The organism is Rhizobium sp. N621 (genome assembly GCF_001664325.1).
GTDB lineage: Bacteria > Pseudomonadota > Alphaproteobacteria > Rhizobiales > Rhizobiaceae > Rhizobium > Rhizobium esperanzae.
Genome location: NZ_CP013495.1, coordinates 848503 through 866767, shown reverse-complemented (window position 1 = coordinate 866767; position 18265 = coordinate 848503). Strand labels below are relative to the sequence as shown.

The following is an 18265-nucleotide window of genomic DNA, read 5'->3' as shown; positions in this document are numbered from 1 at the left end:
CAACGGCAATCTCCGATAATTCGCCGCCTCTTCACAATTCCGGCACAAAAATTCGTGATTGCTCTCATTGACTCCTCTCGGAGCCATCCCTAAATGCTCGAGCGCTAGCACTCACCTTAGAGGAGTGCTAACACTTATCCATGTGGACCGCTCCGGTCCGCGAATGTCATTCGATCGAGGGATTAGACAATGGCAAGCACCAATTTCCGTCCGCTTCACGACCGCGTCGTCGTTCGTCGCGTCGAGTCCGAAGAGAAGACCAAGGGCGGGATTATCATTCCCGACACCGCCAAGGAAAAGCCGCAGGAAGGCGAAATCGTCGCCGTCGGTTCCGGCGCTCGTGACGAGTCCGGCAAGGTCGTCGCTCTCGACGTCAAGGCTGGCGACCGCGTGCTGTTCGGCAAGTGGTCCGGCACCGAAGTCAAGATCAACGGCGAAGACCTTCTGATCATGAAGGAAGCCGACATCATGGGCATCATCGGCTGATTGCCGATCCGCTTTCCCGAAATGACTGACGGGCTTTTGCCCGAACAAATCGAATTCAGGAGTCACAAACATGGCAGCTAAAGAAATCAAGTTTGGCCGCACCGCGCGCGAAAAGATGCTGCGCGGCGTCGACATTCTCGCCGACGCAGTCAAGGTCACGCTCGGCCCGAAGGGTCGTAACGTCATTATCGACAAGTCCTTCGGCGCGCCGCGCATCACTAAGGACGGCGTTTCGGTCGCCAAGGAAATCGAACTCGAAGACAAGTTCGAAAACATGGGCGCCCAGATGGTCCGCGAAGTTGCTTCGAAGACCAACGACATCGCCGGCGACGGCACGACCACTGCAACCGTTCTTGCCCAGGCGATCGTTCGCGAAGGCGCGAAGGCCGTTGCCGCCGGCATGAACCCGATGGACCTGAAGCGCGGCATCGATCTCGCCGTCGCCGAAGTCGTCAAGGATCTCCAGGCCAAGGCCAAGAAGATCAACACCTCGGAAGAAGTCGCTCAGGTCGGCACGATCTCCGCAAACGGCGAGCGCCAGGTTGGCCTCGACATTGCTGAAGCCATGCAGAAGGTCGGCAACGAAGGCGTCATCACGGTTGAAGAAGCCAAGACCGCCGAGACCGAACTCGAAGTCGTCGAAGGCATGCAGTTCGACCGCGGCTACCTCAGCCCCTACTTCGTCACCAACCCGGAAAAGATGGTCGCCGACCTCGAAGACGTCTTCATTCTCCTCCACGAAAAGAAGCTCTCGAACCTGCAGTCGATGCTCCCGGTTCTCGAAGCCGTCGTCCAGACCGGCAAGCCGCTCCTCATCATCGCTGAAGACGTCGAAGGCGAAGCCCTTGCAACGCTCGTCGTCAACAAGCTGCGCGGCGGCCTGAAGATCGCTGCCGTCAAGGCCCCTGGCTTCGGCGATCGCCGCAAGGCCATGCTCGAAGACATCGCCATCCTGACCGGCGGCACCGTGATCTCCGAAGACCTCGGCATCAAGCTCGAGAGCGTCACGCTCGACATGCTCGGCCGTGCCAAGAAGGTTTCGATCTCCAAGGAAAACACCACGATCGTCGACGGTTCGGGCGCCAAGTCCGACATCGAAGGCCGTGTTGCCCAGATCAAGGCCCAGATCGAAGAAACCACCTCCGACTACGACCGCGAAAAGCTGCAGGAACGCCTTGCCAAGCTCGCCGGCGGCGTTGCCGTCATCCGCGTCGGCGGTTCGACCGAAGTCGAAGTGAAGGAAAAGAAGGACCGCATCGACGACGCCCTCAACGCGACGCGCGCTGCCGTTCAGGAAGGCATCGTACCGGGCGGCGGCGTTGCCCTGCTGCGTTCTTCCGTCAAGATCACCTCCAAGGGTGTCAACGACGACCAGGAAGCCGGCATCAACATCGTTCGCCGCGCTCTGCAGGCTCCGGCCCGCCAGATCGCCGAGAATGCTGGTGACGAAGCTTCGATCGTCGTCGGCAAGATCCTCGACAAGGATCAGGACAACTACGGCTACAACGCCCAGACCGGCGAATATGGCGACATGATCGGCATGGGCATCATCGACCCGGTCAAGGTCGTTCGCACCGCCCTGCAGGACGCGGCTTCCGTCGCATCGCTGCTGATCACCACCGAAGCCATGATCGCCGAGCTGCCGAAGAAGGACGCTCCGGCTATGCCGGGCGGCATGGGCGGCATGGGTGGAATGGACATGATGTGATAGGCCAAAGGCCTTTCGCACATCATCCATGAAACTGGACAGGAAGGGCGGCCCTCGGGTCGCCCTTTTCTTTTGGCCGCGGCGATTCGATCCGTTGCGCATTATTTTATGCCGTGCAGCGCGTCAGCCGACCTCGAAGCTTTCGTCAGGCTTGCGTCACCGCTTATTTTCGATCCCACGAAACGGGAGGAGGAGGTCGGTATCTTGCCGTCGTCTGCTGTGCGCCATCGGGTGAAAACGCTTTAAAGTGCCAAAAACAGCAATTTTTGCTACTTTTCTGACGAAACCGGCCGGGGGAATGCGGGAGCCTCTAGAAAATAGCCGCCGCACCGTCTCTGAAAAAGGCGTTGCCGTTTGTTTAAAAGCTCCTATAAATCCGCGCAGCAATTGACGTGCGCCCCGGCGATAATTTTCGCCTCAAACGAGGCCGGAGCGCGAAAAAGCGACGCCAGAACGTTCGGTTTGAAGGTTCCGTTTCGGAAGCCCGATGGCTGTGGCGATGAGCGGCGAATGCCGGCGCGGACATAATGTCCGCTGCTACATGATCCTGTTTCTTGTGTTTGACGTGCGTGCGGCGGAGGAGCCGCATCCGAACTGGGGAACGCCTTGTTTAAGATCGCCAAAGCCAATGCAGCCGTGCCCTTGATGACTGGCTCGCTGAACGACAACCATCAAAATCACCAGATGCTGGCGCAGTTGTCGGTTTCCGAAAGCTGGACCGGAGATTTTTCGAGCGGCCTGATCCGTCTCGGCAAATGGAGCGCGATGCTGCACGGCCTCACCGCCGAGGAATGCGGGCTGCTGAACCTGATCCGCTGCTACGATAGCAAGGATCGCTCCCGCGTGCTGGAATTGTTCGAGCAGGCGGCGACGCACTGCTCCTCCTTCTGCTTTTCGACGACGATCATCATGCCGAACGGCTTGCGCCAGCCGCTGTTCTGCATGGGCGAGTCGAACGGACTCGAGGAGAAATACAGCGGCAGCATGACCGGCATCTTCATCTTTCCCCGCTTCAAGCTGGAAGGCGCAAGGCAGATCACACGCCGGCAATAAGACCGCCAGTACAAGATGAAAAGGCCGCTCCCGAGGGCGGATCAGCCCCTCATCCGGCTGCCGCCATCTTCTCCCCGCTTGCGGGACCATGCCGCGACCTCTCCGTTTCCCACCAACCTCGTGCTGGGCACGTCCCCTCGCCCGGTTTACGAGGCTAAGGTGAGGGGCAGCCTCACGGCAGCCGCCTGCGGCAAGGGTGGCTTTGTGCTTTCCGTTACTCCGGCTTGACCGGAATATTCAGACCCCTTTCGCTGGCCGGACGGGCGATGCAGCGCTCCAGCCAATCGGAAACCGCGGGGAATTTCGCATATTCGAGCACCTCGCGGCCGCCATAGAAGATGTCGGCGCCGCGAACCCAGGTGAAAGTGGTGATATCGGCGATCGTATATTGATCGCCCATGATCCATTGACGACCCTGCAGCCGGCCTTCGAGCACGCCGAGCAGGCGTTTGGATTCATCGCGGTAGCGCTCCACCGGATAGGAATTGTTGGCGACCTTGTCGGCGGCGAATTTGTGGAAATGGCCGAACTGGCCGAACATCGGGCCGATGCCAGCCATCTGGAAAAAAACCCATTGAATGCATTCGTAGCGGCCGGCGGCATCCTCGGGGATGAGCTTGCCGGTCTTTTCGGCGAGATAGAGCAGGATGGCGCCGGATTCGAACAGGCCGATCGGCTTTCCCCCGGGCCCGTTCGGATCGATGATCGCCGGAATGCGGCCGTTCGGATTGAGAGATTCGAATTCCGGCGACTTCTGCTCGTTGGCGGCAAAGGAAATATAGTGCGGCTCATAGGGGAGCCCGAACTCTTCGAGGGCGACCGATACCTTCACCCCGTTCGGCGTCTGAAGGGAATAGAGCTGGATGATGTCGGGGTTTTTCGCCGGCCAGCGCGTGGTGATCGGAAATGCGGAAAGATCTGCCATAAGAGACTCCATATTAACAGCCGACCATAGGAGACGAGGCTCCGGAAAAGCAAGCGAGGGTATCGTTCCAGATTATTGAACGAAGCGTCCCCTTCTGTTTATCTTTCCATGACGTAAGAAATAGGCGAGATAGGGGTATCAGAGATCCACAGCGTGCCGGGGGCACCAAGATCTCCAGAGCCCTTCAAACGGAGACAACATCCATGTCGAACGCCATCATCCTGATTGCCCGCATCCTTCTGTCTTTCATGTTCATCCTTTCCGGCTTCATGAAGCTAACCGATCCTGCCGGTACTGCGGGCATGATCGCCGGTGCCGGCCTGCCGGCAGCAACCCTGTTGGCCTATGTCGCAGGCCTTTTCGAACTGCTCGCCGGCCTTGCGGTTCTCACCGGCTTCCAGGTCCGCATTGCCGGCTGGCTGCTCGCCGCCTTCTGCGTCTTTACGGGCGTTGCCTTCCATCTGCCCTACGCAAGTGGCACGGAACTCGTGAACATTCTCAACCAGATCATGGTCATGAAGAACATCACGCTGGCCGGCGCGTACATCCTGCTCGCCACCGCCGGTGCCGGTGCCTATTCGATTGACGCGCGGCGTGGTCTGCAGGCCGTCGCTGCCCGCTAATTCCATCTCCTCCCAAGCATGCAAAACCCGCCGTCATTGAACTGACGGCGGGTTTTCTTACGCGTTGACAGTGGAGATCAGAGGGCCGCGCGTACCGCGTCGACGATCGCCTGCACCACGGGTTGATCTGCATGGCTCTCCTTGCGGGCACGCACGAGGCAAGCCTCTGAATGCAGGATGACGCCGTCCTGGAGCACCTTCAGATGATTGGCGCGCAGGGTCGAACCGGTGGAGGTGATATCGACGATGATATCGGCCGAACCGGACGCCGGAGCGCCCTCGGTTGCGCCCAGGCTTTCAACGATGCGATAAAGCTGAATGCCGTGCTGGCTCGAAAAGAACTGCTGGGTCAGGCGCCAGTATTTGGTGGCGATGGCAAGGCGCCTGGAGTGGCGGGCGCGGAAATCGACGGCGACATCGCCGAGATCGGCCATGGTCTCGACATCGAGCCAGATCTCGGGCACCGCGACGACGACATCGGCATGGCCGAAGCCGAGCCGGGCGCAGAATTCGACACGCTTGTCGACTTCGGCAAAACCTTCCCGCATCAGATCCTCGCCGGTGACGCCGAAATCGACGGTGCCGTTGCCGAGCTCGCGGGAGATTTCCGACGCCGACAGGAAGGCAACCTCGACATCGTCCCAGCCTTCGACGCGGCCGCGATAGGAGCGGTCGTTGCCGACAGCCGATATCGGCATGCCGGCCCGTTCGAAGATTGCCGAAGCGTCGTCCTTCATCCGGCCCTTGGAGGGAAGCGCGATGGTGATGGTCATGCGGCTGCCCTTTCGGTTTCGATGCGGTCGAGCCAGAAGGAGAAGCCGACGGCCGGAATGCGGTCCGTCGCACCGAGGAAGGTCAACAGCCGGTCGAAGCGGCCGCCGCCGGCCAGAACCGCGCTCGAGCCTTCCACCGTCACCTCGAAGACAAGGCCGGTGTAATAGTCGAGCGGACGTCCGAAAGCGGCGCGGTAGTCCAGGCAGGACAGATCGACGCCGGTATCGGCAAGGGCGGCGACGCGGCCGTTGAAGCGCGACAGCGCATTACCGAGCTTCAGGCCGGCAGCGTCGGCAAAGCCGGCAAGGGCTGCGGACGCATTGACGAGCGGCACATGCAGCGACAGGAACTCTTCCAGCACATGGAAGGCGGCATCGTCGAGACGCGTCTCGGACAGGACGAGCTTTTCCTTGAGGCGTCGGGCGATTTCCAGCGGCGAGCGGCTGGCATTCGTCGAATAACCAGTCGCCTGCATCTCGTGCTCGATATGGGCGACCAGCGCCGGCTCGTTGCCTGAGGCAACAAGCCTGGCGATATCGTCGTCGAGGCCGGTGACGAATTGCGGGCTGACGAGGCCGGCCAGCAGCGCCTCCAGCTGCGTCATGTTGCCGAAAGCGTGGATCAGCCGCTTCTGCCACCCGAGCGGCAGGCCGAGCGCCTGGACGACTGCCTCGAACACCGCCTGATCGCCCAACGTCACGGCTAAGCGCCGGCCCGGCAGAAGGCGGGCGAGAATGCCTGTGGCGTCACCGATGGCGCGCGCATCGGCGCCCGGTATGTTGATGTCGCCGAGATCCTCGATGCCGGCCTGGTAGAATTCATTGGCGCCATCGCGCCGCTGGCGGAAGACCTCGCCGAGATAGGCGTAACGCTTCGGCGTGCCGGTTGCCGTCTCGATGTGGCGCAGGCAGACAGGGATGGTGAATTCCGGACGCAGGCAGAGGCTGGCGCCGGTTTCGCTCTCGGTCATGAAGATGCGGCGGCGCAGATCCTCGCCGGCGATGTCGAGGAACGGCTCGGCCGGCTGAATGACAGGCGTATCGATGCGCTCGGCGTTGCGGGCGGCAAATTCGGAGAGCAGGTCCCTGGAGAATTCGGGGAGATTGATCAGGGGCATAGGCTGAACTTCCCTCTTCTCCCCAGCGGGGAGAAGATGCCCGACAGGGCAGATGAGGGGGATGAGGAGTGGAAACGACGAATGTCCTGAGCGGCGAGCGAAGGACAGCTTCTGCTATGTCGCCCCCTCATCCGACCCTTCGGGCCACCTTCTCCCCGAAGGGAGAAGGGGAGATCCTTCTCAAATGTCGTCATCGGTGTCACCGGCCTGGGTGGGATCATAGGGAATTTCGAGGCCCAGGGCAGCCCTCTTCCGATCCTCCGCTTGCGCCGCAAGGATCTCCCTCACCTTGGCGACCAAGTCGGCTTCCGGCACAGTCTCCTGGGCCACGCGGGCTTCGCGCCAGCTGGCATTATCCTCGATCTCGCCGGAGAGCCGTTTGCCCTCGATCAGATCCTTGATCTGCACGACACCGTCGGCGCGTTCGTCGCCGCCCTGGATGATGGCGATGGGGCAACCGCGGCGATCGGCATATTTCAGCTGATTGCCGAATTTCTTCCAGTTGCCCTGGAACATCTCGGCGCGGATGCCGGCGGCGCGCAGTTGCTGCGTCATCTTCTGATAACGGCCCATCGCCTCGACATCACCGTCCATGACGGTCACCAGCACCGGCTCGATCACCGCGCTGGCTCCGAGCTTGCCAAGGTTCTTCAGCGCCGTCATCAGGCGGGAGACGCCGATCGAAAAGCCGGTCGCCGGCACCGGCTGACCCATGAAACGGGAAACCAGGCCGTCATAACGGCCGCCGCCGGCGACGGAACCGAAGACGACCTTCTCGCCCTTCTCATTGGTGACGTCGAAAAGAAGCTCCGCCTCATAGACCGGGCCGGTATAATATTCGAGGCCGCGCACGACGGAGGGATCGATCTTGATGCGATCGGCGCCATAGCCGTCGCTTGAAACGAGCGCACCGATGAAATTCAGCTCCTCGACGCCTTCGCCGCCCTTCGAGGTTCCCGCGACGAGTTCGGCGAGGCGGCCGGCGCTTTCGGTGTAATCCTTGATGCCTACGAAGAAGAGAACCTTGTCGATCTGCTCCTGGTTGAGCCCGGCGCCCTTGGTGAAATCGCCGGATTCGTCCTTGCGGCCGGGACCGAGCAGCAGGGCCACGCCTTCCGGGCCGAACTTGTCGAGCTTGTCGATGGCGCGCAGCACCGCTAACCGCTGGCCAGCCTTGTCGTCGCCACCGAGGCCAATCGCCTCCAGCACGCCGTCCAGAACTTTGCGGTTGTTGACGCGGATGACGTAGTCGCCGCGCTTGATGCCGAGAGCTTCCAGCGTATCGGCCATCATCATGCACATTTCGGCATCTGCCTGGACGCCCGGCGCGCCGACCGTATCGGCATCGAACTGCATGAACTGACGGAAACGGCCCGGGCCCGGCTTCTCGTTGCGGAAGACGTAACCGGCGCGATAGGTGCGGTAGGGAAGCTGGATCTCGTTGAAGTTCTCGGCGACATGGCGGGCGAGCGGCGCCGTCAGGTCGTAACGCAGCGACATCCACTGCTCGTCATCATCCTGCAGCGAGAAGACGCCCTCGTTCGGCCGATCGCTGTCGGGCAGAAACTTGCCGAGCGCATCGGTATATTCGAACAGCGGCGTTTCCACAGGATCGAAACCATAATGCTCATAGACTTCCCGGATCTTTGCCGTCATCTCGTTGACGGCGCGGATATCGTCGGCCGAGCGGTCGACGAAGCCGCGCGGCAGGCGGGCCTTGAGCTTTTGCGGTTTCTTCTGCTTGTCGTTCATTTCCGGGAATTCCGCTGACTGTGACAGTGGCGGTGTCCTAGCGGATTGGGCGGGGAGCGGCAAGGGCGAAGGGCCTTGATGGCGCTACCAGAATCGATTGAACAATGCGGCCTTGTTCAGAATGCGGATATGCTCATGATCACCGAGGCGCTCCTCTATGCCGCGACATTGCCGCTGACCGGCAAGCCCCACCGGAAGTTCATCCGCTATTCCGTCAATCTCTGGTCGCGGGCCGGGCGTTGCGCCGGGGATTGGGCCGACCACGAGGAGAAGAGCCGCAACGCTATCCGTGCAGCGGCGGCCGGCCTCAGGCAGAAGCGGACCGCCGTCGTGCTCGGCTCCGGCCTGTTGCGGGACGTGCCGATCGAGGAACTGGCGAAAAGCTTCGACACCGTCGTGCTTGTCGATCTCGTTCATCTCGCCTCGGTGCGGCTCTGGCTTGCGGCCAAGGGCTATCGCAACGTCCGGCTGATCGAGCGCGATCTCTCCGGCTACGACGATCTCGCCGCCGGTCAGGAGCCGGAGCCGCTCGGCTTTCTGCGCAACGTGCCCTATCTCGATTTCGTGGTTTCCGCCAATCTCCTGTCCCAGATCGGCCGCGGCGTGAAGCGGCGCCATGAAGCCGAGGCGACCGGTCGAATGCCTGAAGACACGGTGGAGAGGCTGATCGCGGCGCATCTCAGCGGCCTTTCCGGACTTTCCTGCCGGCACTGCCTCGTGACCGACATCGCCTATGCCGTCATCGATCGCAACGGTAAAACACATGAGGAGGCCGACCTGCTGCACGGCGTCGCCCCGCCGCCGGCGAAAGCGGTCTGGACATGGCCGGTCGCTCCGCTCGGCGAGGAGAGCAGGGATTACCGGATCGAACACAAGGTCATTGCCGGCTGGTGATCGGGATGTGCCCCCGGCGGTACTTGGCTTGCAGCCGGCATTCACCTATATCAGACGCCATGCGCATGCTCGCCCTCATCACGATGTTTCTCGGCTGGCTGGTCTACGGCGCCATGTCGGCATGGGCGGGCTGTCCGACATGCGCGTCGATGAATGCGCCGGTTGCCGTCGACAGCGGCAGCATGCACCACGAAATGGCTGGCATGCATAAGCCGAAAGAAGCGGGCCAGGCCGCTCCCTTGAAAGATCCCTGCGCCAGCGGAAACTCCGCACATATGCCGCTTTGCGCCGCCTGTCTTCTGCTGCCGCCGGGAGCAATGGCCGTCGCCGGCGGAAAAGCCGATTTCGGCTATCCCGCGCCGCCGCTTGCCCGCGCCCTCGATGACAACAGGCCTGCTCCACAGGCGCCCCCTCCCCGACTGGTCTGATCCCGGATTTTCCATGCAGAATGGGCGGCTTCGGCTGCCCGGAAAACTCTATTGTCAGACAGAGGAAGGAACTCTCATGTCTTTGAAAATCATCACGCTTACCGCAATTGCCGCTTTTGCCGCCCCCGTTTTTGCCGAAGACAAGCCCATGGATATGAGCAAGCCAATGGGCAGCCACGACGCGGCGAGCCACGCCTTCAGCGAGGCGAACGACAAAATGCACAAGAATATGATGATCGAGTATAGCGGCGATGCCGACGTCGATTTCGTGCGCGGCATGATCCCGCACCATCAGGGCGCGATCGACATGGCCAAGGTCGAGCTCCAATACGGCAAGGATCCTAAAATCCGCAAGCTCGCCGAAACGGTCATCAAGGCGCAGGAAGCCGAGATCGCGGAGATGAACGCCTGGCTCAAGGCCCACGGCAAGTAAACGATCGCTGCCAGAGGCTGCTAACAACCACTGCAACACCCACGACGTCATCCTCGGCCTTGTGCCGAGGATCTGCTGCGATCGAATTAAGCGATTGAAAAATATTTGTTTTCCCGTCAAATAATTGCTGTGCTCAGATGCTCGGCACAAGGCCGGGCATGACGGAGGAGAAGTAGTCAACAAACTAGGGAACGCCTTATATCAGGCGTTCCCTACTGGTTCGAGCGACCTCAGTCCTTCGCCTCGAAATCCGCCGGCCGGCGGCCCGCGCCCTGCCGCGACAGCATCCAGCCAGGATACTCCGGAGCAAGGGCACTCACCTCGTCGAGCTTTTTCAAATCGTCTTCATCGAGCTTCAGCTTGACGGCAGCGAGGTTCTGGTCGAGCTGGTCGACGCGCTTGGCGCCGATGATCACCGTCGTGACGAAAGGCTTGGCGAGAATATAGGCGAGCGCCACGGTCGCGACGCTGACGCCGTGCTTTTCGGCGATCTCGCGCATGACGGCGACGCAGGCCCAGGCCCGGTCCCTGTCGACGGGCGGGAAGTCGAAACTAGCGCGGCGGCCCTCGCCGTTGCCGGGGGCGCCCGGACCATACTTGCCGGAGAGCAGGCCGCCGGCGAGCGGCGACCAGACCATCAGGCCGAGCTTTTCCTCCTGCATCATCGGCACGATGTCCCGTTCGAGATCGCGGCCGGCGATGGAATAATAGGCCTGCACGGTTTCGAAGCGGGCAAAGCCGCGGCGTTCGGAGAGACCGAGCGCCTTTGAAATACGCCACGCCTGCCAGTTGGAAACGCCGATATAACGCACGAGGCCGCGCGAAATGAGATCGTCGAAGGCGCGCAGCGTCTCCTCGATCGGCGTCACCGTATCGGTCGCGTGGATCTGGTAGAGATCGATATGATCTGTCTGCAGGCGCTTGAGGCTCGCCTCGACCGAATCCATGATGTGGCCGCGCGAGGCGCCGCGGTCGTTCGGCTGGTCGCCCATGACGCCATAGACCTTGGTGGCGATGACGACGTCCTTGCGGGGGATGTCGAGGTTCTTCAGCGCCTGACCGAGCAGCCTTTCGGACTCGCCGGCTGAATAGACGTCGGCCGTATCGATGAAATTGACGCCTGCTGCAAGCGAGCGCTCGACGATCCGATCGGCGGCATTCTGGTCGACATCGGCGATGGCGCCCCACATGCTGCCTTCTTTGGCTTCGCCGAAGGTCATCGTGCCCAGGCAGATTTCCGAGACGAAAAGTCCCGTATTTCCGAGTTGATTGTAACGCATGGTCGAAAAAATCCTTTGTGTCTGCCGCAAGAGGGACTTGCGAACGGAAGAACTTCATCTTTTGATTATTGGCCTGCGCGCGACAGGCACAGCCGTGGCTGGCTGCTGGGTGAGGCCCATTCGATGTAGTGCGACGGCGACGCTTTTCAACGCCAAGCCTTGTCGCATCGAAGGCGGACGCCCTTGTCTCGACATAGCCCTTGTCTCGACACAGGCGGCCGATAGATTGCGGCCATAGTTCAAGAGGTGCGCATGTGACGACCCGAGCACTGACGACGATCGGCTTCGATGCCGACGACACGCTTTGGCAGAACGAACAATATTACCGACTGACGGAAGCCCATTTTACCGAGCTTCTTGCCGATTTCGCCGAAGGCCCGAAGATTTCCGAGCGGCTGCTGGAAGCGGAGAAACGCAATCTTCGCCATTACGGCTTCGGCATCAAGGGCTTCACGCTGTCGATGATCGAGACGGCGATCGAGATCACCGAGGGCAAAGTGCCGGCCAGCGTCATCGCCAAGATCCTCGATACCGGCCGCGACCTCCTCAGCCATCCGGTCGAGACCATGCCGCATGCGCGCGACACGCTGGAGGCGCTTGCCGGCAAATATCTGCTGGTCGTGATCACCAAGGGCGATCTCTTCGACCAGGAGCGCAAGCTTGCCCAATCCGGGCTCGGCGACTTCTTCGATGCGGTCGAGATCGTATCCGACAAGACGGCCGTCACCTATCGCCGCATCTTCGCCAAGGTCGGGGACGGGCCGGAGCGGGCGATGATGGTCGGCAATTCGCTGAAATCGGATATCGTGCCGGCGATCGCCGCTGGCAGTTACGGCGTCTTCGTGCCGCACGAACTCACCTGGGTGCTGGAACATGTGGACGAACCGACGGAGGCGCCGCGTTTTCGCAAGATCGGCCATCTCGGCGAATTGCGCGAGTTGATCGAACGGCTGGCATAGCGGGGGCGTGCGTCATTTCGCCTTGGGAGGCGCCTTCGGAAACAGTGAGGGCGATTCCGGCTCCGGCGGCTGCTGCGGGGCGGCGGCCAACGGCTCGATCAAAATGCTGAAGGGAGCGCCGAGGCCGCGGCGCGGCGAGACCTTGGAGTAGTAGGGACGCAGCAGCCAGGTGGTGTTTTCCTTCACCGTCGTCTGGAAGCTCAAACCGTCCTCATCGGTGCCGAAGAAAGCTTCGTCGTCGGGTTTCGACAGGTCGAAGATCGCCAGGAAGGCGAACTTGCTCCTGGTGGAAAAATCGATCTTCACGTGCTGACCGGCGCGCACCGGCAGCGTGTAGACGTGGCCGCTGCCGAATTTCGTCCATCCCTTGAGCTGCATGGTGACGGCCGGAAACTGCAGCTTCTCCAGCTTCTCGCCGGGATCGAGCTGCGGCGTCTGCGCCATGGCAAAGGCCGGCAAGAACAACAGGGCAAGGGCGGCGAACACTATTCTCACGGACAGATCTTTCATGGTCGAACCAGGACGGCGCGCATCGCCTCCACCTCGGGCCGGCAGAAACAGCCCTCGAGATGATCGTTGACGAGGCCCATCGCCTGCATGAAGGCATAAACTGTGGTCGGGCCGACAAAGGTCCAGCCGCGTTTCTTCAGATCCTTCGAAATGGTGACCGATGTCGGCGTCGTCGGATTGGCGACGATGTGTTCACGGTCGACCACAACAGGCCGCTCATTGTGGCCGGGTTCGTAGCGCCAGAAATAACGGGCGAGCGAGCCGAATTCGTCGCGGAGCTCGAGGGCGCGCCTGGCATTGTTGATCGTCGAAACGATTTTGCCGCGATGACGGATAATGCCGGCATCGGCCAGGCAGCGGGCCACATCCTTCTCACCGAAGAGGGCAACCTTCTCGAAATCGAAGCCGGCGAAGGCGGCGCGGAAATTCTCCCGCTTGCGCAGGATGGTCAGCCAGGAAAGCCCGGATTGGAAACCTTCGAGGCAGATCTTCTCGAAGAGGCGGATATCGTCGGTGACAGGGCGGCCCCATTCCTCGTCGTGATACTTGAGATAGTCCGGCAAGTTGGCGTGCCAGTGGCAGCGGCCCCTGCCGTCCTCGCCGATGATGATGCCAGTCGTGCTCATGTCCGCTTCGTTCTCCGGTCATGATTCCGGCTTTACCATTTGCAAACCGTCTTTCCAAACCGATCGGTAACCCTGACGAAAAGTTTATTCGGCCGGTCGGTCTTTCATGGATCGATCTTTACCATTCGCTGGCGGATGGGATGGCAGCGTCTTTCCCGGGCGGACCATCTCCGCCCAGGCGGACCCGTCCCGCCAGTCTATTTTCGGTCATTTGTAGAGAGTTCGTCCGATGATGAAACACCTTTTTCTTGCCGCAGCCTTCTGCGGCATCTTCTCCACGGCCGCCATTGCAGACGACCGCTACGCCACCCGACCGCCCGTCGTCCTCAGCCCCGACCTCACCGCGCCATGGATCAACCAGCTCGGCGGCGGCACGGTCCGCCCCGTCGTCTATCAGCGCCCCGTCGTCCAGCCGCAGCAGCGCGGCCTTTTCCAGCGCCGCGTCATCCGTCAGGCGCCGCAGCCGGCACCGCAGACCGTCTCAGCGATCAATCCCGGCATCCCGGCGATCCGCCATCCGATCGAGCCGCAGTATCTGCCGCAGATGGTCGATTACGACACCACGGAAAAACCCGGCACCATCGTCATCGATACCAATAACCGCTTTCTCTATCTCATCATGGACGGCGGCAAAGCGCGGCGTTACGGGGTCGGCGTCGGCAAGCCCGGCTTCGAATGGGCCGGCGCCCACAAGATCACCCGCAAGACGGAATGGCCGGACTGGACGCCGCCTTCCGAGATGATCAGCCGCGAGGCCGCCAAAGGCCACTATCTGCCGGCGCGCATGGACGGCGGCCCGGAAAACCCGCTCGGCGCCCGCGCCATGTATCTCGGCTCGACGCTCTATCGCATCCATGGCACCAATGCGCCCTGGTCGATCGGCAGCGCTGTTTCGTCCGGCTGCATCCGCCTGCGCAACGAGGACGTCGTCGATCTCTACGACCGCGTCAACGTCGGAACCCGCGTCATCGTCATGTAAAGACACAGGCGATATCTTGGAAGCCGCAAGAACAGGCGGTTTCCTTCAGCGAAATTGCTTTATCCGGCCGGGTCGATCTTGAATCGAGCAGGAGTTCATGTAGCTTCGGGCGAATTTGCTTGAGGGGAATCGATCATGATCAAACTAATGCCGGGTCTGGCTGCCGCCGGACTTGTCTTGTCCTTGATGTCTACATCCGCCTTTGCAGCACCGGCAGGCTCCACGCCCGACAATACACGGGCTCCGGCGCAGATCGTGCGCGTCGCGCAGATGCCGAAATATGTGAAGCCGCAGTTCAAGCGCAAGAAAGTGCGCCTGGTGACGACGGAAGTGGCCGGCACCGTCATCATCGATACCAACAACAAGTATCTCTACCTTGTCGAAGGGAACAACCGCGCCACCCGCTACGGCATCGGCGTCGGCCGCGACGGCTTCGGCTGGTCTGGTATCGTCAAGATCGGCCGCAAGGCCGAATGGCCGGCCTGGACGCCGCCGGCCGAAATGCGCCGCCGCGAAGCCGCCAAGGGCCACATCATCCCCGCCTTCCAGGAAGGGGGCGAGGACAATCCGCTCGGTGCGCGCGCCATGTATCTCTATCAGGGCGGCCGCGACACCATCTTCCGCATCCATGGCACCAACCAGCCCTGGACGATCGGCCTGAACATGTCTTCCGGCTGCATCCGCATGATGAACGAGGACGTGATGCATCTTTATGATCGTGCCCCCGTCGGCACCAAGGTGATCGTCATCGGTCCCGGCAACAAGCAGGGCAAGGTGGCATTCGAGGACCGGGGCATCGACGTGTTGCGCACGATGTTCGGCGGCTGAGCAACACTTGCGAAAAAACGAAAGGCGCATTCTGACGCGCCTTTTCTTTTCCTTAGACTTTACGGCGGAAAGCTGGCACTGGTGCCTAAGAGTCGACATATTTGCAATATCGGGGCTATTCAATGACATATGCGCTGCGTTCCTCCGCCTCCCTGCTTGCGGGCATCGCGCTTTTCACCATCTGTTCAGCAGCCTCCGCCTCGGCGGAAGACCTGGAATTCTCCATTTACGGCGGCTATCAGACCGCGCCGCACAGTGGCGTCGACGTCTCGGACGGCACGCATTTTACGGCCGGCTGGGAAGGCAAATCCTTCGGCGCCCCGCCCTATTATGGCGGCCGCGTCACCTGGTGGCTCGAGAATTTCAACAAGCCGAACTGGGGTATCTCGCTCGATTATACCCATGACAAGGTCTATGCCGACGACGACACGCTCGCCAAGGCCGGCTGGTCGCATTTCGAGTTCACCGACGGCCTGAACCTGCTCACCGTGAACGGTCTCTATCGCTTCCAGGATCCGACCCGCCGCTGGACGCCCTATCTCGGCGCCGGCATCGGCGTGAACATTCCGCATGTCGAAGTGATTCGCCCCGAGGGCAAGACCTGGGCTTACGAATTCGGCGGCGTGACGCTGCAGGCCCAAGCCGGCGTCGACTTCAAGGTGACCGACCGCTGGTCGACCTTCGTCGAATACAAAGGCACCTATTCGCGCGTCGACGTTCCGATCGACAGCGGCGACCGGCTGAAGACCAATATCTTCACCAACGCCGTCAATGTCGGCGTATCGTTCCACTGGTAATGATTGAAATTCAGCTGCGGCGTTAGAGCGGTCCTGCTTTTCATGAAAGCAGGACCGCTCTAACTTTTTGTCTGGGCGCAATTTTGGACGGAAAACCGCTCACACTTTTCCTGAAATTGCTCTATTTCGTGCCGCAGCTGACCTTGCCCTCGGCGGCGTAAGGTTTGCTGCCGCCCTCGATTGTCAGGGAATAGGTGCCGCTGAAATTCGCCGCCGGCTTGCCGCGGGCGCCGGCAACCACCACCAGATCCAGCGTTGCGCCGCTGGTATCGTCACCGCCGCCGTCGAAGACTTCCAGGAGCAGTTCGCCATCGCGCGACCAGTGATTGCTCAGATGCTGCGATTCGAACAGACGTTTTGCAAAAGCCGCTTGCGCGGGATCCTTGACAATAAGCGCGCCGCGGAAATGGTTGAGCCTATGGCCGCCTTCGTTTGCAAAACCGCTTTCGAGGGTGAACCGCGCCTGCGCGTCATCGGCGGAACAGAATAGGCGGCTGTCGGCATGGGCCGCGCCTGCCGCACCGAGCAGTCCCGCAAATACAATCATTCCCCGCCACATCGCCCAACCTCCCGGGAGCAGCCCGAATGGGCCTGCATTCCCTTCAGCCTAACGGCAAACCGGTTAATTTTTCCGGCACAGCGCCGCCATAGGCCCAATCGAGAAGCTCGACCGTATGCAGGATCGGGATCTCGGTGCCGGTGGCGATCTGAGTGATGCAGCCGATATTGCCGGTGGCGATGATATCGGCCTTGGTGGCTTGGATGTTTTTGACCTTGCGCGCCTTCAGCTCCGCCGAAATCTCCGGCTGCATGATGTTGTAGGTGCCGGCCGAGCCGCAGCAGAGATGGCCTTCGGCCGGATCGCGGACAGTGAAGCCCGCCGCCTTCAGCAGTTGCTTTGGCGCAAGGGTGATGCGCTGGCCGTGCTGCATCGAACAAGCCGAATGATAGGCGACCGTGATGCCCCTCGGCATATGAGCCGGCAGGTCGAGGGTCGCCAGATATTCGGCGATGTCCTTTGCCAGCGCCGAGACCCTCGCCGCCTTTGCGGCATAGGCGGGGTCGAGGCGCAGCATGTGACCGTAATCCTTGATCGTCGTGCCGCAGCCCGATGCGGTGATGATGATCGCATCGAGGCCATGGCTCTCGATCTCGCGCGTCCAGATATCGACATTGGTGCGGGCGCTTGCGAGCGCCTGTTCGGACCGGCCCATATGATGGACCAGCGATCCGCAGCAGACCTCACCTTCCGGCGCCACAACCTCGATGCCGAGCCGCGTCAGCAGTCGGATCGCTGCGGCGTTGATGCCGGGATCGAGCACCGGCTGGGCGCAGCCGGTGAGAATCGCCACCCGGCCGCGCCGCGCCGTCTCGGGCCGATGGGTGCCGGGTTTTGAAAAGTCTGAAGGCGCGGGGATGCGGCGTGGCGCGAGCGCCAGCATAGCGGCAAAGGGTTTGAGTGCCGCTCCCCGCATCAGGCCGGCAAAGGGGCGGCCGAGACGGGCGAGATGGAGCGCCAGGCGGAAACGGCCGGGATAGGGCAGTACGGCCGCGAGAATGGCGCGCGTCAGCCGGTTCATGAACGGCCGCCTGTAAGTCTTTTCGATATGGGCGCGGGCGTGATCGACCAGATGCATATAGTCGACGCCCGAGGGACAGGTGGTGACGCAGGCAAGGCAGGAGAGACAGCGGTCGATATGGGTGACGACCTCGGCATCGGCGGGACGGCCGTTTTCCAGCATGTCCTTGATCAGGTAGATGCGGCCGCGCGGGCTGTCGAGCTCGTTGCCGAGCGTCACATAGGTGGGACAGGTGGCGGTGCAGAAGCCGCAGTGGACGCATTTGCGCAGGATCTGCTCGGATTCGGCGACATGGGGATCGAGCAGTTGCGACGGGGTGAAGTTGGTTTGCATCTAGCGGGGCCTCCGCTTGGGGGGCGCTGTGCCTGGGGCACCCCCCTCTGTCCTGCCGGACATCTCCCCCACAAGGGGGGAGATCAACAAGAGGTGGGACCATCGTCCATTCTCTGCCGTATTCCAACTGCAGTGCCCCAGTTGTTTGGGGAAGCCGCTGCCGCGATCCGATCTCCCCCA

At 61.5% G+C, this 18265-nt stretch carries 20 protein-coding genes; 11 read left to right on the top strand and 9 right to left on the bottom strand.

The window, feature by feature from the left end; genetic code table 11:
* The first annotated feature begins 189 nt into the window (after positions 1 to 189).
* From groES to AMK00_RS04225, 3 genes are all read left to right on the top strand, one after another.
* Positions 190 to 486, top strand: a complete 297-nt coding sequence (groES, locus tag AMK00_RS04235; RefSeq protein ID WP_004675403.1) for a co-chaperone GroES — start codon at positions 190 to 192, stop codon at positions 484 to 486.
* Between the two features lie 70 nt (positions 487 to 556).
* The gene (gene groL / locus AMK00_RS04230; RefSeq protein ID WP_016734675.1) at positions 557 to 2194 is read left to right on the top strand and encodes a chaperonin GroEL; all 1638 of its coding nucleotides are present in this window, start codon (positions 557 to 559) and stop codon (positions 2192 to 2194) included.
* A gap of 606 nt (positions 2195 to 2800) precedes the next feature.
* A complete protein-coding gene (locus AMK00_RS04225; RefSeq protein WP_064809675.1) occupies positions 2801 to 3247 on the top strand; it encodes a hypothetical protein in 447 nt (148 codons plus the stop codon).
* A 214-nt stretch (positions 3248 to 3461) separates the two neighbouring features.
* On the opposite strand, the gene AMK00_RS04220 is transcribed toward AMK00_RS04225, so the two are convergent.
* Positions 3462 to 4172 (bottom strand): glutathione S-transferase family protein, encoded by a 711-nt coding sequence (locus AMK00_RS04220; RefSeq protein WP_064809674.1) that lies wholly within the window; start codon positions 4170 to 4172, stop codon positions 3462 to 3464.
* Positions 4173 to 4375: 203 nt separating this feature from the next.
* Between AMK00_RS04220 and AMK00_RS04215 the strand changes: the two genes are divergently transcribed.
* Complete coding sequence (locus tag AMK00_RS04215; RefSeq protein WP_064800810.1) at positions 4376 to 4795, top strand: DoxX family protein; 420 nt, start codon at positions 4376 to 4378, stop codon at positions 4793 to 4795.
* 77 nt (positions 4796 to 4872) lie between these two features.
* Here the strand turns inward: AMK00_RS04215 and hisG are convergent, their stop codons facing one another.
* From hisG to hisS, 3 genes are all read right to left on the bottom strand, one after another.
* Positions 4873 to 5568 carry an ATP phosphoribosyltransferase gene (gene hisG / locus AMK00_RS04210; RefSeq protein WP_064809673.1) on the bottom strand — a complete coding sequence of 232 codons (696 nt, stop codon included), beginning with the start codon at positions 5566 to 5568 and terminating at the stop codon, positions 4873 to 4875.
* Complete coding sequence (locus AMK00_RS04205; protein ID WP_064809672.1) at positions 5565 to 6686, bottom strand: ATP phosphoribosyltransferase regulatory subunit; 1122 nt, start codon at positions 6684 to 6686, stop codon at positions 5565 to 5567. The genes hisG and AMK00_RS04205 overlap by 4 nt, the downstream gene beginning before the upstream one ends.
* A 180-nt stretch (positions 6687 to 6866) precedes the next feature.
* A complete protein-coding gene (gene hisS / locus AMK00_RS04200) occupies positions 6867 to 8438 on the bottom strand; it encodes a histidine--tRNA ligase (protein WP_064809671.1) in 1572 nt (523 codons plus the stop codon).
* 129 nt (positions 8439 to 8567) lie between these two features.
* Between hisS and AMK00_RS04195 the strand changes: the two genes are divergently transcribed.
* The 3 genes from AMK00_RS04195 (at position 8568) to copM (ending at position 10193) form a co-directional block, all read left to right on the top strand.
* Entirely contained in the window at positions 8568 to 9332 is a 765-nt protein-coding gene (locus AMK00_RS04195) for a hypothetical protein (protein WP_064811636.1), read from the top strand.
* A gap of 59 nt (positions 9333 to 9391) precedes the next feature.
* On the top strand, positions 9392 to 9760 hold the full coding sequence (locus AMK00_RS04190; RefSeq protein ID WP_064809670.1) for a hypothetical protein: 369 nt from the start codon (positions 9392 to 9394) through the stop codon (positions 9758 to 9760).
* A gap of 76 nt (positions 9761 to 9836) precedes the next feature.
* Positions 9837 to 10193: a CopM family metallochaperone gene (gene copM / locus AMK00_RS04185; protein WP_064809669.1), complete on the top strand. Its 357-nt coding sequence runs from the start codon at positions 9837 to 9839 to the stop codon at positions 10191 to 10193.
* Positions 10194 to 10423: 230 nt separating this feature from the next.
* On the opposite strand, the gene AMK00_RS04180 is transcribed toward copM, so the two are convergent.
* Entirely contained in the window at positions 10424 to 11473 is a 1050-nt protein-coding gene (locus AMK00_RS04180; protein ID WP_064809668.1) for an aldo/keto reductase, read from the bottom strand.
* Positions 11474 to 11727: 254 nt separating this feature from the next.
* Between AMK00_RS04180 and AMK00_RS04175 the strand changes: the two genes are divergently transcribed.
* Entirely contained in the window at positions 11728 to 12432 is a 705-nt protein-coding gene (locus AMK00_RS04175) for an HAD family hydrolase (RefSeq protein ID WP_064809667.1), read from the top strand.
* Between the two features lie 12 nt (positions 12433 to 12444).
* Here the strand turns inward: AMK00_RS04175 and AMK00_RS04170 are convergent, their stop codons facing one another.
* Both AMK00_RS04170 and AMK00_RS04165 read right to left on the bottom strand, forming a co-directional pair.
* Entirely contained in the window at positions 12445 to 12942 is a 498-nt protein-coding gene (locus tag AMK00_RS04170) for a hypothetical protein (RefSeq protein WP_064809666.1), read from the bottom strand.
* The gene (locus AMK00_RS04165; protein ID WP_064809665.1) at positions 12939 to 13568 is read right to left on the bottom strand and encodes a DNA-3-methyladenine glycosylase I; all 630 of its coding nucleotides are present in this window, start codon (positions 13566 to 13568) and stop codon (positions 12939 to 12941) included. The genes AMK00_RS04170 and AMK00_RS04165 overlap by 4 nt, the downstream gene beginning before the upstream one ends.
* Positions 13569 to 13797: 229 nt before the next feature.
* Here AMK00_RS04165 and AMK00_RS04160 point away from each other — a divergent pair, with 229 nt between their 5' ends.
* The 3 genes from AMK00_RS04160 to AMK00_RS04150 all read left to right on the top strand — a co-directional run bounded on the left by AMK00_RS04160 (position 13798) and on the right by AMK00_RS04150 (position 16172).
* The gene (locus tag AMK00_RS04160) at positions 13798 to 14547 is read left to right on the top strand and encodes a L,D-transpeptidase (RefSeq protein ID WP_064809664.1); all 750 of its coding nucleotides are present in this window, start codon (positions 13798 to 13800) and stop codon (positions 14545 to 14547) included.
* Between the two features lie 135 nt (positions 14548 to 14682).
* Complete coding sequence (locus tag AMK00_RS04155) at positions 14683 to 15375, top strand: L,D-transpeptidase (protein WP_064800799.1); 693 nt, start codon at positions 14683 to 14685, stop codon at positions 15373 to 15375.
* A 122-nt stretch (positions 15376 to 15497) separates the two neighbouring features.
* Positions 15498 to 16172: an outer membrane protein gene (locus AMK00_RS04150; RefSeq protein WP_064805913.1), complete on the top strand. Its 675-nt coding sequence runs from the start codon at positions 15498 to 15500 to the stop codon at positions 16170 to 16172.
* Positions 16173 to 16293: 121 nt separating this feature from the next.
* On the opposite strand, the gene AMK00_RS04145 is transcribed toward AMK00_RS04150, so the two are convergent.
* Positions 16294 to 16731, bottom strand: a complete 438-nt coding sequence (locus tag AMK00_RS04145) for a hypothetical protein (protein WP_064800798.1) — start codon at positions 16729 to 16731, stop codon at positions 16294 to 16296.
* A gap of 43 nt (positions 16732 to 16774) precedes the next feature.
* Positions 16775 to 18085 (bottom strand): glycolate oxidase subunit GlcF, encoded by a 1311-nt coding sequence (glcF, locus tag AMK00_RS04140; RefSeq protein ID WP_064809663.1) that lies wholly within the window; start codon positions 18083 to 18085, stop codon positions 16775 to 16777.
* Positions 18086 to 18265 lie beyond the last annotated feature (180 nt).

Coding starts and splice junctions, on each gene's coding strand:
- groES (WP_004675403.1), top strand. CDS start 190: ATGGCAAGCACCAATTTCCGTCCGCTTCACGACCGCGTCGTCGTTCGT.
- groL (WP_016734675.1), top strand. CDS start 557: ATGGCAGCTAAAGAAATCAAGTTTGGCCGCACCGCGCGCGAAAAGATG.
- AMK00_RS04220 (WP_064809674.1), bottom strand. CDS start 4,172: ATGGCAGATCTTTCCGCATTTCCGATCACCACGCGCTGGCCGGCGAAA.
- AMK00_RS04215 (WP_064800810.1), top strand. CDS start 4,376: ATGTCGAACGCCATCATCCTGATTGCCCGCATCCTTCTGTCTTTCATG.
- hisG (WP_064809673.1), bottom strand. CDS start 5,568: ATGACCATCACCATCGCGCTTCCCTCCAAGGGCCGGATGAAGGACGAC.
- AMK00_RS04205 (WP_064809672.1), bottom strand. CDS start 6,686: ATGCCCCTGATCAATCTCCCCGAATTCTCCAGGGACCTGCTCTCCGAA.
- hisS (WP_064809671.1), bottom strand. CDS start 8,438: ATGAACGACAAGCAGAAGAAACCGCAAAAGCTCAAGGCCCGCCTGCCG.
- AMK00_RS04195 (WP_064811636.1), top strand. CDS start 8,568: ATGCTCATGATCACCGAGGCGCTCCTCTATGCCGCGACATTGCCGCTG.
- AMK00_RS04190 (WP_064809670.1), top strand. CDS start 9,392: ATGCGCATGCTCGCCCTCATCACGATGTTTCTCGGCTGGCTGGTCTAC.
- copM (WP_064809669.1), top strand. CDS start 9,837: ATGTCTTTGAAAATCATCACGCTTACCGCAATTGCCGCTTTTGCCGCC.
- AMK00_RS04180 (WP_064809668.1), bottom strand. CDS start 11,473: ATGCGTTACAATCAACTCGGAAATACGGGACTTTTCGTCTCGGAAATC.
- AMK00_RS04170 (WP_064809666.1), bottom strand. CDS start 12,942: ATGAAAGATCTGTCCGTGAGAATAGTGTTCGCCGCCCTTGCCCTGTTG.
- AMK00_RS04165 (WP_064809665.1), bottom strand. CDS start 13,568: ATGAGCACGACTGGCATCATCATCGGCGAGGACGGCAGGGGCCGCTGC.
- AMK00_RS04160 (WP_064809664.1), top strand. CDS start 13,798: ATGATGAAACACCTTTTTCTTGCCGCAGCCTTCTGCGGCATCTTCTCC.
- AMK00_RS04155 (WP_064800799.1), top strand. CDS start 14,683: ATGATCAAACTAATGCCGGGTCTGGCTGCCGCCGGACTTGTCTTGTCC.
- AMK00_RS04150 (WP_064805913.1), top strand. CDS start 15,498: ATGACATATGCGCTGCGTTCCTCCGCCTCCCTGCTTGCGGGCATCGCG.
- AMK00_RS04145 (WP_064800798.1), bottom strand. CDS start 16,731: ATGTGGCGGGGAATGATTGTATTTGCGGGACTGCTCGGTGCGGCAGGC.
- glcF (WP_064809663.1), bottom strand. CDS start 18,085: ATGCAAACCAACTTCACCCCGTCGCAACTGCTCGATCCCCATGTCGCC.